Origin of the sequence: Roseburia porci, from assembly GCF_009695765.1 — a bacterium.
Lineage (GTDB): Bacteria > Bacillota > Clostridia > Lachnospirales > Lachnospiraceae > Roseburia > Roseburia porci.
Window position 1 is genome coordinate 1 of sequence record NZ_VUNI01000028.1, and the last position, 14,020, is coordinate 14,020.

Below are 14,020 nucleotides of genomic sequence, written 5' to 3' on the forward strand. Positions count from 1 at the left end.
CTCACCCGTCCGCCACTCAGTCACAGAACAATCACTCCAAAGAGATCAAGTAAAGTGCTTCGTTCGACTTGCATGTGTTAAGCACGCCGCCAGCGTTCATCCTGAGCCAGGATCAAACTCTCATATTAAAAAGTTTAATCATGTTCAAAACTTAGCTTGGCTAAATTTATCCTTTGATTTAATGTTTAAAGGTGCATCTTTCGATGCTGTTCGTCAAATCTTTTTGATTTGCCTGAATAATTCTCATTGAATCTTTCAAGGTTTTTCACTGTTCAGTTATCAATGTTCTTTGTTGCTGTCTTACGCAACAGCTTGTATATATTATCATGTATGTTTTCCAATGTCAACACTTTTTTGACATTTTTTTAAACTTTAGAAGTAAAGCGGAGAAGGAGGGATTTGAACCCTCGCGCCGGTTACCCGACCTATACCCTTAGCAGGGGCACCTCTTCGGCCACTTGAGTACTTCTCCAAAGTTATTGTCACTTTAATTCTATTGTTTGCATACGTGACGCATTAAATATAATACTAAACCGCCCTATATTTGTCAAGAAAAATTTATAAAAAATCTGTGTAAAATTTATAAGCATGTTTCATCTATTGTACGATACTTTTTGATTGCTGTTTCATACAGATTATTTCCATCGGAATCCACAACAACAATTGCCGGAAAATCTTTTACTTCCAGCTTACGGATTGCTTCTGCACCAAGGTCTTCATAACAAACAATCTCAGAACTTACGATGCATTTCGATAATAAAGCTCCAGCTCCGCCAACAGCAGCAAAATATACTGCATGGTTTCTTACTACGGCATCGATTACCTCTTTTGTACGTTTTCCTTTTCCGATCATTGCCTTTTCTCCAAGATCAAGAAGCGTCGGCGCATACTTGTCCATTCTGGACGCAGTTGTAGGTCCTGCCGAACCAATTGGTCTTCCCTCTCTTGCCGGAGACGGTCCCATATAATAGATTGTGGCATCCTTGATATCGATTGGAAGTTCTTCCCCTCTCTGCAATGCTTCCATCATTCGTTTGTGTGCTGCATCTCTTGCAACATAAATTGTCCCTGTTATATAAACATAGTCACCGGATTTTAATTTGCCTGTAACTTCTTCTGTGATCGGTGTTGTAATATGATGATTCATTGTTTTCTCCCTCTTTCCTGTCATTCATAGGTAATTGCAAAACTCATATGCTATGAGTACAAAATGATTAGATTACTCTTACTACATGACGGTTTACATGGCAACAGATATTGATTGCAACCGGGAGACCTGCAATATGTGTTGGATAGGTATTGATATTCACTGCAAGCGCGGTTGTTGTTCCTCCAAGTCCTCCTGGTCCGATTCCAAGCTGATTTATTTTTTCAAGCATTTCTTTTTCAAGATCTGCCACATATGGAATTTCAGAATGTGAATCGACTGGTCTTGTCAGTGCTTTTTTCGCCATAAGTGCACATTTTTCAAATGTTCCTCCGACACCGACTCCGACAACCATCGGCGGGCATGCATTTGGTCCGGCATCATTAACTGCTGTAAGGATTGCCTTTTTTACCCCTTCTATTCCGTCTGCCGGTTTTAACATAAACACCCTGCTCATATTTTCGCTGCCAAATCCTTTTGGTGCAAATGTGATTTTAACCTGGTCTCCTGGAACAATCGAATAATGAATGACCGCCGGTGTGTTATCTTTTGTATTTTCCCGGATCAGTGGATCTTTCACCACGGATTTTCTTAAAAATCCATCTATATATCCCTGACGTACCCCTTCGTTAACGGCATCTTCGATAGTCATTCCTTCAAAATGCACATCCTGTCCCACTTCCAAAAATACGACTGCCATTCCGGTGTCCTGGCATATTGGGATCATTTCTTTATCAGCAATCTCCAGATTATCCTGTAATTGGTTCAGTATTTTCTGTCCAAGTTCTGATTTTTCCTCTTTTGTCGCTTTTTTCAGTGCATTTTTCATGTCACCGGAAAGATCGTAATTTGCTTCAATGCACATTTCCCGGATATTTTTTATAACCTCATCGGTTGATACAGATCGAACCATTGCTTTTCTCCTTTTTGGGGTTTACCCACTGCTTTTTAAAATTTCGGATATGTTATCCACAAATCCATAACTTTTTACGTGTATTTGGTGATAACTTTCTTGTTTTTCTAATTTTTGTGGACAAAAAGCCGCAGCCTAAGTAAAAGACCGCGGCTTTTGAAAGCTCGTAACACAATATTTTATTCCTGGGTTTCCTCTTCGGTCTCCTCAGTCTCATCCTCATTTGGTATGAGTGATTTATCCTCGCGTACTTTTGCGATACTTGCCACTGTCACATCCTCGCTGAGATTGATCAGTTTTACACCGGATGTTACACGGCCAAGAAGTGCTGTATCTGCCACACGGATTCGGATGATGATACCCTCCGTTGTGATCAGCATCAGTTCATCCTCTTTACCAACTGCTTTTACGCCGATCAGATTGCCTGATTTTTCGGTAATCTTATAGCACTTGATACCTTTTCCACCACGGTTCTGTGCAGTAAATTCGCTGGTCTTGGTGCATTTTCCAAGTCCTTTTTCCGATACGATCATTACCGCATCACCCTGGCTGTCGATCTGCATTGCGATGACTTCATCATCGTCCGTGAGATTCATTCCGATTACACCCATTGTTGTTCTTCCGGTTGCTCTTACATCACTTTCGTGGAAACGGATACACTGTCCATATTTTGTGAACAGGAAAATATCAGAATCATCATCGGTGATCTTCACTTCGATCAGCTCATCATCCTCGCGCAGATTGATTGCTGCAAGACCGGTTTTACGGATATTTTCATAGTCTGTTACAGATGTTTTCTTTACAATACCCTTTCTGGTTGCCATGAAGAGGTATTTCTCCGGTTCATACTCCTTGATCGGGATCATTGCAGTGATCTTTTCTCCAGGCTGCAATGGAATCAGGTTAATAATTGCAGTACCTCTTGATGTTCTGCTTGCTTCCGGAATCTCGTATGCTTTGATACGGTATACACGTCCCGTATTAGTAAAGAACATGAGATAATGGTGCGATGTCGTCATCATCATCTCTTCAATGTAGTCATCTTCTATGGTTTCCATACCCTTGATACCTTTTCCACCACGGTGCTGGCTCTTAAAGTTATCGATACTCATTCTCTTGATATATCCGACTTTCGTCATTGTGATAACTGTATTGGTTTCAGGGATCAGATCCTCCATGGAAATATCAAATTCATCATATCCGATGGATGTTCTTCTGTCGTCACCATATTTATCTGCGATGGCAAGAATTTCTTCACGGATAACGCCGAGAAGTTTCTTCTCATCTGCAAGAATTGCCTTTAATTCCGCGATTTTTGCCATAAGATCTGCGTATTCAGCCTCTAACTTCTCTCTTTCGAGACCTGTCAGTGCACGCAGTCTCATGTCTACGATAGCCTGCGCCTGTGCGTCTGTAAGTCCAAAACGCTCCATTAAGCTCTGTTTTGCTTCCGGCGTCGTACGGCTTCCGCGGATAATCTTTATCACTTCATCGATATTATCCAGTGCGATCAGTAATCCTTCGAGGATATGAGCACGTTCCTCTGCTTTGTTCAGATCATACTGTGTTCTTCTTGTGATAACTTCTTTCTGATGAATCAGATAATAGTTTAAAAGCTCATACAGATTCAGTACCTTTGGCTCGTTGTTGACAAGTGCAAGGTTGATAACACCAAATGTATCCTGCATCTGTGTATGTTTGAACAGAAGATTCAGTACTACACTCGGATTGACATCACGTCTTAATTCGATGCAGATTCTCATACCTTCACGGTCAGATTCATCGCGAAGGTCTGTAATTCCGTCAATTTTTTTATCCTTTACAAGCTCTGCAATCTTTTCGATCAGTCTTGCTTTATTTACCAGATACGGAAGTTCGGTTACAACAATCCTGTTCTTGCCGTTCTGCATCGGTTCAATGTCAGTCACTGCACGAACACGGATTTTTCCACGTCCAGTACGGTATGCCTCGTTGATTCCTGCAGTACCAAGAATCATTCCTCCGGTTGGAAAATCAGGTCCTTTGATAATTGAGATCAGATCATCAATATCGGTTTCTTTTTCTTCAATGTCGTTATCGATCAGTTTTACAACAGCATGGATTACATCCCTTAAGTTATGAGGCGGGATGTTGGTTGCCATACCAACAGCGATACCCGTAGTACCATTTACCAGAAGGTTCGGATAACGGGATGGAAGAACCGTAGGTTCTTTCTCGGTCTCATCAAAGTTTGGCTTAAAATCAACCGTGTTTTTGTTGATATCTTCGATCATCTGCATTGAGATTTTACTGAGTCTCGCCTCTGTATATCGCATTGCAGCGGCTCCATCGCCATCGACCGATCCAAAGTTACCATGTCCGTCTACAAGTGGATATCTTGTCGACCAGGACTGTGCCATGTTGACAAGTGCTCCGTAAATCGAGCTGTCTCCGTGAGGATGGTATTTACCCATGGTATCACCGACGATACGTGCACATTTACGATGTGGCTTATCCGGTGTGTTATTTAACTCAATCATGGAATAGAGAACCCGGCGCTGTACCGGTTTCAGACCATCTCTTACATCAGGTAATGCACGGGAAGCAATTACGCTCATTGCATAGTCGATATAGGAAGTCTCCATGGTTTTTTTGAGGTCTACATGCTGTATTTGATCAAAAATTTTGTCATCCACTTAAACTTATCCTCCTTAAATATCAAGATTCTGAACGTATTTTGCATTTGCTTCAATAAATTCGCGTCTTGGTTCAACTTTATCGCCCATAAGGGTTGTAAATGTAACATCAATTTCAGATGAGCTTTCCTCATCCATGACGACACGTTTCAAAATACGTGTTTCCGGATTCATGGTTGTTTCCCATAACTGTTCCGCATCCATTTCTCCAAGTCCTTTGTATCGCTGGATCTTATTGTTCTGATCCCTTCCGACTTCATTCAGGATCTTGTTTAATTCCTCATCACTGTATGCATACCATACTTTTTTGTTTTTCTCCAGCTTGAAAAGCGGTGGCATAGCAAGGTATACGTGTCCCTGTTTAATGAGTTCCGGCATAAAACGATACAGGAATGTCAGCATTAAAGTTGCAATATGTGCACCATCAACGTCGGCATCGGTCATGATAATGATCTTGTTATATCTCAGTTTGGAAATATCAAAATCTTCATGAATACCGGTTCCGAACGCAGTAATCATCGCTTTGATCTCTGCATTACTGTAAATTCGGTCAAGTCTTGCCTTTTCAACGTTTAAGATCTTACCACGCAGTGGCAGGATTGCCTGAGTTGCACGGCTTCTTGCAGTCTTTGCGGATCCGCCGGCGGAATCTCCCTCTACGATGAAGATCTCGCAGTTTTTCGGATCTTTGTCTGAGCAGTCTGCAAGTTTACCAGGAAGTGATGTGCCTTCAAGCGCTGTTTTTCTTCTTGTAAGATCTCTTGCTTTTCTTGCTGCTTCCCTTGCACGTTGCGCAAGAAGTGATTTTTCACAGATATTTTTAGCAATTTCCGGATTCTGCTCCAGGAAATAGGTCAGTTTTTCACTTACAACTGAGTCAACCGCACCTCTTGCCTCGCTGTTTCCGAGTTTCTGTTTGGTCTGACCCTCAAACTGAGGCTCCTCGATCTTGATACTGATGATTGCAGTAAGTCCTTCACGGATATCGTCACCAGTTAAAGCACTTTCATTGTCTTTTATGATCTTGTTTGCTCTTGCATAAGCATTGAATGTCTTAGTCAGCGCATTACGGAATCCCGCAAGATGTGTTCCACCTTCCGGTGTAATAATATTATTTACAAAACTGAATGTAGAATCATTAAAGGAGTCATTATGCTGCATTGCAACTTCAACATAAACACCGTCTCTTGTTCCTTCACAGTAAATGACATCTTCATAAAGCGGTTCTTTTCCACGGTTTAAGTAGGAAACGAACTCCTTGATTCCTCCAGCATAATGGAATTCGTGCTCATGATGAGAATCTTCACGGACATCTTTTAACACAATGCGGAGTCCTTTTGTCAGGAATGCAGTCTCTCTCAATCTCTGTTTTAAGGTGTCATAATCATATACGGTTTCTTCAAAAATTGTATCATCCGGGAGAAAATGAACCTTTGTTCCATGAAGTTCTTTATCACAGGTTCCGATCACGGTAACCGCACCATCTGCTTTTCCCTTTTTGTAACTCTGCGAATAAATCTGTCCTTCATGATATACTTCAACGGTAAGCCATGTAGACAGGGCATTTACAACCGAGGCTCCAACACCGTGAAGTCCACCGGATACTTTGTATCCTCCACCGCCGAATTTTCCGCCTGCATGAAGTACGGTAAATACGACTTCAAGTGCAGATTTTCCTGCTTTATGGTTGGTTCCGACAGGAATTCCTCGTCCGTCATCGCAGACAGTAATGGAATTGTCTTTTTCAATCGTGACCTCAATATTTTTGCAGTATCCGGCAAGTGCCTCATCTACTGCATTGTCAACGATCTCATAAACGAGATGATGCAGACCTCTTGCGGATGTACTTCCAATGTACATACCAGGTCTTTTTCGAACTGCTTCTAATCCTTCCAAAATCTGGATCTGGTCCGCACCATATTCCTGATTATTCTGTAATTCTTCACTCATGAATTAGCCTCCTCATCATGTAGCTGCTACAATGTTAAATCTCTTCCAGGGAAGTTTTTTCAAAAATTTCTCCCTGTACCACCTGAAAGATCTTGTTGATGTGAAATCGATTTTTTACAAACTCATCTAATCCTGTGCAGGTGATCAGTGTCTGAATCTCACCAATACTGTTCAGCAGATAATTCTGCCGGTTACTGTCTAACTCCGATAACACATCATCCAGCAAAAGCACCGGTGTATCATGTATACACTTCTTCACAAATTCAATTTCAGATAATTTCAGTGAGAGAGCAGAAGTACGCTGCTGTCCCTGTGAACCGAATTTGCGAATATCTATTCCGTTAATCGAAAACAACATATCGTCCCTGTGCGGGCCAACCGTTGTCTGACATAGCTTCAAATCCCTTTTTTTTGCTCTTTCGAGCTCTTCTTCAAATACAGCATCATCCACATTTGCCTCATAACGGATCAAAAGATCTTCCTTTCCGCCGGAAATGCGAAAATGGATTTCATGGATGATCTCGTTTAACTCCTCGACAAATCTTTTGCGGCTTTTTATGATCCGCCTGCCATACTCAAGAAGCTGCATATCCCAGACCGGGAGCGTATCAAGAAGCTCCGGCCGGAAATAAATATCCTTTAGTAACTTGTTTCTCTGATTCAGTATTTTGTTGTATCTGGAAAGATCTGCCAGATATAGTTTATCCAATTGACACAATTCTAAATCAAGAAATCTTCTTCTTTCCGCCGGACCGTTTTTGATCAGGTTCAGATCCTCCGGTGAAAAAAAAACAATATTCAAAATTCCAAACAATTCACTGGCTTTTTTTATTGGAATCTTATTGACTGCAATTCCCTTGGAACGGTTTTGTCTCAAATGCATATCGATCTGATATTCTTTTTCGTTCTTCCGGACGATTGTACGAATATGGGACTCTTTCTCTCCAAAACGGATCAGCTCTTTGTCTTTGCTGCCTTTATGGGATTTGGTCGTTCCACTCAGATATGCCGATTCTAAGATATTCGTCTTTCCCTGTGCATTGTCCCCATAAAAAATATTGGTTCCCGGATCCAGAAAAAGCGATAATTTTTCATAATTGCGAAAGTTATTTAACTCAATCGACTGGATGATCATTTTACGATCTGAATTGTTTCTCCGTTGTAAGAAACAACATCTCCATCATGAAGTTTTTTGCCACGCTGAAATTCGACTTCACCATTGACCTGAACAAGTCCATCCTGGATCACCATCTTGGCTTCCACACCGGAGCCGACAAGACTGGCTTTTTTCAGTGCCTGTCCAAGCTTAATAAATTCATCTTCTTCACGAATATTTACTGTGATCATAATATCTCCTAATTGGATGCTGTATTAAAGTTAACCGGAAGAATCAGATAAATGAATTTACCTTTATCGTCCTTAATGAAACATGGAGCCTTTGGATTGACCATGTAAAGAGAAACCTCTTCTTCGTCAATGACACGGAGTGCATCGATAAAGAATTTCGGATTAAATCCGATCAGAATATCTTTTCCCTCTTTCTCAATGTCAATGTCTTCGTTCATGGAACCGATAAAGGAATTAATCTTTAACTCCATATTGCCATCGGTGACATTCATGATGATCGGTTTTTTATCGCCTTCTTTGACAAGAAGAGTAGCACGGTCAATACAGTCTAATAATTCTTTCTTGTTAATCTTAACCTTTGTCTCATAATCAGACGAGAGCATCTGCTCAATCTTAAAGTATTCACCTTCGATCAGTCTGGAAACAACTGTTGTATTGTCAAAATCAAATACAATGTGATTATCTGCAAGATAGATTAAAACATCTTCATCTGCGTTGCCAGGAAGAATTTTACTGATTTCCTGAAGTGTCTTTCCTGGAACAACAACTTTCTTTGCATCATAGTTGTTCTTCAGTTCAATATTGCGGATTGAAATACGATGACCATCAAGTGAAACTACTTTCAGCTCATTTTCTTTAATCTCAAATAATTCACCGGTCATTAATTTGTTATTGTCATTGTCAGCAATCGAGAAAATGGTCTGTCTGATGACTTCTTTCAAAGTGAACTGAGACATTACAATTGCTTCGTTTTTCTCAATGTATGGAATGTATGAAAAATCATCACCGGATTTACCAACGATATTAAATTTCGCTTTTTCACAGGATATTACTGTTTTGAAAGAAGCGTCTGTTTCTATCGTCACATCACTGTCTGGTAATTTACGGACAATTTCGGAAAAGATCTTAGCATCCAGTGCAATTACTCCACGTTCTGCAATCTCTCCTTCAATCTTAGTTTCAATACCAAGTTCCATATCATTTGCGGTAAGTCTTATTTCATTTGTAGATGCATCTATAAGAATACATTCTAAGATAGCCATTGTTGTTCTGGTAGGTACTGCTTTGGAAACAATATTTACCCCATGTAATAAATTGGCTTTTGAACAAATAAGTTTCATCGAAAAACTCCTTCCTGGGCTTGTATATAAATATAAATGATATTAATAATATTCTTCTTAGGGGGTGTGAATAAGTGTATAACCCCTCGAAAGCCTTAAAATTCAATGCTTTCGACGTTTGATAACCCTTTTATAAGTCTGTGAAAATGAGGCTTATAACCTTAGGGCATTTGTGAATAAACAAAACTGCTTCGAAAAGTTATCCATGAACTTCATAAAAATTCAGAGAGTTGTCCATATTTTTCACAGACCTTCCACTGTGGATAAACGTGGATAAGTTTATAAAAAAATGTGTAAAACAATCCCCTTCTTATTATAATAGGTGGATATTAGTTCGGATTGATCTTCTTTTTAATGGTTTCAATCAGACTTTTCGTTGTCTCATTGGTCTCGTATTCTTCACTGATCTTCTTGATTCCATGGATGATCGTAGAGTGATCACGTCCGCCAAGCAGCGAACCAATGGTATCTAAAGGAATGTCGGTCATATTCTTGCAAAGATACATCGCAATCTGTCTAGGTTTGGCAATATCGCTGCTCCGGTTTTTGGAGATCATCTGATCTAAAGAGATCTGGAAGTGTTCGGATACAACTTCGATGATCAGCTGCGGAGTAATCTCCTTGGGCTTGTCCGGAGTTATGATATTCTGAAGTTCTTTCTGTGCAATGTCCATGGTGATCTCAGTATGAACCAGGTTATTGTAAGCTAAAAGTTTATTTAAAGCACCTTCAAGCTCACGGACATTGGATTTGATGTTGTTGGCAATATAATTCAGAATCTCATCGTTGATATTAAAGTTATCCGATTCTGCTTTTTTACGAAGAATTGCCATTCTTGTTTCATAATCAGGAACACCGATGTCAGCCATAAGTCCCCATTCAAAACGGGAACGGATACGTTCTTCTAAGGTTTCCATCTCTTTTGGCGGCTTATCGGAAGTCAGAATGATCTGCTTACCCTGTGTCTGCAGTGCATTAAAAGTATGGAAGAACTCTTCCTGTGTACTTTCCTTACCGATAATAAACTGAATATCGTCGATCATAAGAACGTCAACTTTACGGTATTTATCACGGAATTTGGTCATGGATGAAGCGTTACCATTACGGATGGATTCGATAACTTCATTCGTGAATTCCTCAGAAGTAACATAAATTACCTTGGTATCCGGTTTCTGTTCTAATATGAAATGACCGATGGAATGCATCAGATGGGTTTTTCCAAGTCCAGGACCTCCATATATATAGAGAGGATTGTATGCTTCGCCAGGAGATTCTGCTACTGCGAGAGCGGCAGACTGGGCAAAACGGTTGTTGTTACCTACGACGAAAGTTTCAAATGTATAGTTTGGATTCAGATTCGAGTTATCGCTGCCAACTGGCGCAGATGGAGTCTTTGGAGCCTTGGTTGTATGAAGCTTTTTAGCCTGTTCCGGGAGAATAAATTCAATTTCATATTCAATTCCGGTAATCTCAGCGATAGCTACTTTTAATGGAAGATAGTACTTCTTTGAAATATAGCTGAGTGCCATCTGTTCTGAAGGTACAAGAATATAAAGTTTATTATCTACGATTCCAAATACTTCAAGAGGACGCATCCAGGTATCAAAGGATACGTCACTGATTTCATGCTCCGTTTTTACGGTATTTAATATCTCATTCCACTTTTCGATTATCTGATCCATTGAGTTTCTCCATATCTTTAAGATAAAACAGGATAGTTTTCCACAATCCTGGATAACTATAATAGTACACTATTTTTTGCTTTTAATCAATGTTTAAAGGTGGTGAAAACGTCACAAAAGTTATAGACCCTAATTTTTCTAGGCTAAGAACACTTTTTCACATATTGTCCAATGGGTATCAAGATATTATCCACAAGTTATCCACAAATTGAGGATAACTCTGTTTTTGGATGGATAAGTTGAGAAAGTTATCAACATTGTGGATATTTTGTGGATAGATTTCTTGATAACAAATAGTTTCTTCCTTATTATATATAGCGTATTTTTGAAAAAAAGATATTTTTTGATTCATATGAGAAAATATTTTAAAATTTCTTGACTTTACAACTTTTTTTGTTATAATTGAACTGATGTTTTTTAACGTAGAGGAGGTGGATATTAATGAAGATGACATTCCAACCAAAAAAGAGACAGAGATCTAAAGTACACGGATTCAGAAGTAGAATGAGTACAGCAGGCGGAAGAAAAGTATTGGCTGCAAGAAGATTAAAAGGTAGAAAGAAATTATCAGCTTAGGCCACAGTTTTGTGGTCTTTTCTTCTTTTATGACGCAAAATGCCACTGATGAAAAATTAGGCAATGGCAAAAAGGAGATTTCATATGAAATTCTCAGAATCATTGAAGAAAAACAATGATTTTCAAAATGTGTACCGGAACGGGAAGTCTTATGCAAACCGTTTTCTGGTCATGTATGTTTTGAAAAATGAAACAGAAAAAAACAGAATAGGTATTTCAGTTAGTAAAAAAGTTGGAAACAGTGTTATTAGACATCATATAACTCGTCTGGTGAGAGAGAGTTATAGACTACATGAAGACATGTTTAATAGTGGTTTAGACATTGTAGTCATCGCAAGAACAACCGCGCGGAAAGCTTCTTATCATGAGGTGGAAAGTGCATTGTTGCATCTTGGAGGTCTTCACAACATAACAAAGTAGAAATTAATCTGAAAAGAAGATGGAATCATTTTGAAGAAAATTTTAATAGCGCTTATTAAATTTTATAGAAAATATATTTCTCCAATGAAGACTACGAAGTGCCCATATTATCCAAGCTGCTCCCAGTATGGACTTGAGGCTGTGGAAAAATACGGTGCGTTAAAAGGTGGTTTATTAGCTGCATGGAGAATTATGAGATGTAATCCTTTTTCTAAGGGAGGATATGATCCGGTTCCATAATGGAGGTTTTTATGTCGGGCATTTTATTAACCGCTTATTCCGGAGCAATTCTTGGACCGATCGCTAAGGTATTAGGATGGGTCATGAATGGAATATACATGGCAATGTATAATTTATTCGGAATCGAAGATGTTGCATTAAGTATTATTTTACTTACAGCAGTGATTTACCTGTGTCTGCTTCCGCTGACAATCAAACAGCAGAAGTTCTCAAAAATGACACAAATCATGCAGCCGGAAATTCAGGCAATTCAGAACAAATATAAGAATAAAAAAGATCAGGCATCCATGCAGGCAATGCAGCAGGAAACACAGCTGGTATATGAGAAATATGGTGTATCACCAGCCGGAAGCTGTGTACAGATGCTTATTCAGATGCCAATCCTGTTTGCACTGTATCGTGTATTCTATAACGTACCTGCGTATATCGTAAGCGTTAAGAATCAGTTTAGTGGTCTGGTAGACACAATCTCAGCTACAAGTGGATTCCAGGATACCATGACACAGATCATGAAAGATTATAAGCTGAATGTATCGGTTGATTTTACAACAACTGATACATCTGCATTGAAGAATTATATTGTGGACGTATTGTACAAGCTCCCGAAATCAGGATGGGAGAATCTTACTGATTACTTTTCCAATGTCGGAAGCGAAGTAGATACACTTACACCACATATGAACAAGTTCAACTATTTCTTTGGTCTGAACGTATCTGATACACCACTCAATGTTATTAAGACAAGCTTTGCTTCACATGCATGGCTGATACTTGTTGCCGCTTTATTAATTCCAGTCATTTCTTATCTGACACAGATGTTAAACATCAAACTGATGCCACAGGCTGGTTCTAATGGAAATGATCAGATGGCTCAGCAGATGAAGACCATGAACCTGATGATGCCACTTTTCTCATTTGTAATGTGTTTCACAGTTCCTGTAGGTCTTGGTGTATACTGGATCGCTGGTGCTGTATGTAGAAGTGTACAGCAGCTTTTCATCAACAAGTATTTCCAGAATCTGGATATGGATGATGTGATCCGTAAGAATCAGGAAAAAGCAAAGAAGAAACGTGAGAAAATGGGTATTGCGCAGAATCAGATCCGCGATGCGGCTAAGATCAGCACAAAGAAAATCGACAGCACAGCTGAAAGCAATAAAATGTCTTCCGCTCAGAAAGAACTTGAGCTGGAAAAAGCTGCAGCTAAGAAAGCAAATGCAAAAGCAGGAAGTATGGCTGCAAAGGCTAATATGGTAAGAGATTTTAACGAGAAGAACTCGCGTAAATAATAACAGGGGGTTTTAATATGGAATTTATCGAAATTTCTGCAAAAAATGTGGATGACGCATTAACAGAGGCATCTGTAAAACTTGGCACAACAAGTGATCAGATCGAATATGAAATTATTGATAAGGGAAGTGCCGGATTTCTTGGCATCGGAAGCAAAAATGCAGTGATCAAAGCTCGCAAAAAGTTTTCTATCGAAGATTCTGTAAGGGAGTTTTTATCAAAAGTCTTTGATGCAATGAAGCTTGAAGTTGAGATTCTTATTAAAGTAGATGAGGAAAACAAGCTGATCGATGTAGAGTTAAAAGGCGATGAGATGGGTATTCTGATCGGAAAAAGAGGACAGACACTGGATTCTCTCCAGTATCTGACAAATCTTGCAATCAACAAGCATTCGGATCAGTACTATAAAGTAAAAGTCGATACTGAGGATTACCGCAAGAGAAGAAGAGAGACACTTGAGAATCTTGCAAAAAATATCGCATATAAAGTAAAGAGAACAAAACGTTCCGTTGCTTTAGAGCCAATGAATCCTTTTGAGAGAAGGATCATTCATTCTGCACTTCAGAATGATAAATATGTTACAACCTTCAGTGAAGGTGAAGAACCATACAGACATGTTGTTGTAGCTTTAAAGAAATAATTGCTGTGGCAAATGAATG

13 protein-coding genes, 1 tRNA gene and 1 rRNA gene are annotated in these 14,020 nt (G+C 39.4%); 5 read left to right on the forward strand and 10 right to left on the reverse strand.

The features are described from left to right. The 10 genes from FYJ75_RS12805 to dnaA all read right to left on the reverse strand — a co-directional run. Positions 1-128 (reverse strand): 16S ribosomal RNA (locus FYJ75_RS12805); the annotation flags it as partial. Positions 129-384: 256 nt separating this feature from the next. Then, a tRNA-Ser gene (locus FYJ75_RS12810) sits at positions 385-472 on the reverse strand. Between the two features lie 108 nt (positions 473-580). Then, positions 581-1,147, reverse strand: a complete 567-nt coding sequence (locus FYJ75_RS12815; RefSeq protein ID WP_154430819.1) for a Fe-S-containing hydro-lyase — start codon at positions 1,145-1,147, stop codon at positions 581-583. A gap of 67 nt (positions 1,148-1,214) precedes the next feature. Continuing rightward, positions 1,215-2,060 (reverse strand): fumarate hydratase, encoded by an 846-nt coding sequence (locus FYJ75_RS12820; protein WP_154430820.1) that lies wholly within the window; start codon positions 2,058-2,060, stop codon positions 1,215-1,217. 179 nt (positions 2,061-2,239) lie between these two features. Then, positions 2,240-4,735 carry a DNA gyrase subunit A gene (gyrA, locus tag FYJ75_RS12825; RefSeq protein ID WP_328596948.1) on the reverse strand — a complete coding sequence of 832 codons (2,496 nt, stop codon included), beginning with the start codon at positions 4,733-4,735 and terminating at the stop codon, positions 2,240-2,242. A gap of 15 nt (positions 4,736-4,750) precedes the next feature. Then, complete coding sequence (gene gyrB / locus FYJ75_RS12830) at positions 4,751-6,685, reverse strand: DNA topoisomerase (ATP-hydrolyzing) subunit B (protein WP_154430821.1); 1,935 nt, start codon at positions 6,683-6,685, stop codon at positions 4,751-4,753. 34 nt (positions 6,686-6,719) lie between these two features. Next, a complete protein-coding gene (recF, locus tag FYJ75_RS12835; protein ID WP_154430822.1) occupies positions 6,720-7,820 on the reverse strand; it encodes a DNA replication/repair protein RecF in 1,101 nt (366 codons plus the stop codon). Next, positions 7,817-8,032: an RNA-binding S4 domain-containing protein gene (locus FYJ75_RS12840; protein ID WP_154430823.1), complete on the reverse strand. Its 216-nt coding sequence runs from the start codon at positions 8,030-8,032 to the stop codon at positions 7,817-7,819. Before FYJ75_RS12840 ends, recF begins: the two co-directional genes overlap by 4 nt. Positions 8,033-8,040: 8 nt before the next feature. Then, a complete protein-coding gene (gene dnaN / locus FYJ75_RS12845; RefSeq protein WP_154430824.1) occupies positions 8,041-9,153 on the reverse strand; it encodes a DNA polymerase III subunit beta in 1,113 nt (370 codons plus the stop codon). A gap of 329 nt (positions 9,154-9,482) precedes the next feature. Further along, entirely contained in the window at positions 9,483-10,835 is a 1,353-nt protein-coding gene (gene dnaA / locus FYJ75_RS12850) for a chromosomal replication initiator protein DnaA (protein ID WP_154430825.1), read from the reverse strand. A 441-nt stretch (positions 10,836-11,276) separates the two neighbouring features. Between dnaA and rpmH the strand changes: the two genes are divergently transcribed. The 5 genes from rpmH to jag all read left to right on the forward strand — a co-directional run bounded on the left by rpmH (position 11,277) and on the right by jag (position 14,001). After that, entirely contained in the window at positions 11,277-11,411 is a 135-nt protein-coding gene (rpmH, locus tag FYJ75_RS12855; RefSeq protein WP_015561063.1) for a 50S ribosomal protein L34, read from the forward strand. A gap of 84 nt (positions 11,412-11,495) precedes the next feature. Beyond that, positions 11,496-11,831, forward strand: coding sequence for a ribonuclease P protein component (gene rnpA / locus FYJ75_RS12860; RefSeq protein WP_154430826.1), 336 nt, complete (start codon positions 11,496-11,498; stop codon positions 11,829-11,831). A 30-nt stretch (positions 11,832-11,861) separates the two neighbouring features. Next, positions 11,862-12,071, forward strand: coding sequence for a membrane protein insertion efficiency factor YidD (gene yidD / locus FYJ75_RS12865; RefSeq protein WP_154430827.1), 210 nt, complete (start codon positions 11,862-11,864; stop codon positions 12,069-12,071). An 11-nt stretch (positions 12,072-12,082) separates the two neighbouring features. Further along, on the forward strand, positions 12,083-13,360 hold the full coding sequence (locus FYJ75_RS12870) for a YidC/Oxa1 family membrane protein insertase (RefSeq protein ID WP_154430828.1): 1,278 nt from the start codon (positions 12,083-12,085) through the stop codon (positions 13,358-13,360). Between the two features lie 17 nt (positions 13,361-13,377). Further along, the gene (jag, locus tag FYJ75_RS12875; protein WP_154430829.1) at positions 13,378-14,001 is read left to right on the forward strand and encodes an RNA-binding cell elongation regulator Jag/EloR; all 624 of its coding nucleotides are present in this window, start codon (positions 13,378-13,380) and stop codon (positions 13,999-14,001) included. Positions 14,002-14,020 lie beyond the last annotated feature (19 nt).

Bases quoted from the DNA above. Each gene is read 5' to 3' on its own strand.
- FYJ75_RS12815 (WP_154430819.1), bottom strand. From the start codon at position 1,147: ATGAATCATCATATTACAACACCGATCACAGAAGAAGTTACAGGCAAA.
- FYJ75_RS12820 (WP_154430820.1), bottom strand. From the start codon at position 2,060: ATGGTTCGATCTGTATCAACCGATGAGGTTATAAAAAATATCCGGGAA.
- gyrB (WP_154430821.1), bottom strand. From the start codon at position 6,685: ATGAGTGAAGAATTACAGAATAATCAGGAATATGGTGCGGACCAGATC.
- recF (WP_154430822.1), bottom strand. From the start codon at position 7,820: ATGATCATCCAGTCGATTGAGTTAAATAACTTTCGCAATTATGAAAAA.
- FYJ75_RS12840 (WP_154430823.1), bottom strand. From the start codon at position 8,032: ATGATCACAGTAAATATTCGTGAAGAAGATGAATTTATTAAGCTTGGA.
- dnaN (WP_154430824.1), bottom strand. From the start codon at position 9,153: ATGAAACTTATTTGTTCAAAAGCCAATTTATTACATGGGGTAAATATT.
- dnaA (WP_154430825.1), bottom strand. From the start codon at position 10,835: ATGGATCAGATAATCGAAAAGTGGAATGAGATATTAAATACCGTAAAA.
- rpmH (WP_015561063.1), top strand. From the start codon at position 11,277: ATGAAGATGACATTCCAACCAAAAAAGAGACAGAGATCTAAAGTACAC.
- rnpA (WP_154430826.1), top strand. From the start codon at position 11,496: ATGAAATTCTCAGAATCATTGAAGAAAAACAATGATTTTCAAAATGTG.
- FYJ75_RS12870 (WP_154430828.1), top strand. From the start codon at position 12,083: ATGTCGGGCATTTTATTAACCGCTTATTCCGGAGCAATTCTTGGACCG.
- jag (WP_154430829.1), top strand. From the start codon at position 13,378: ATGGAATTTATCGAAATTTCTGCAAAAAATGTGGATGACGCATTAACA.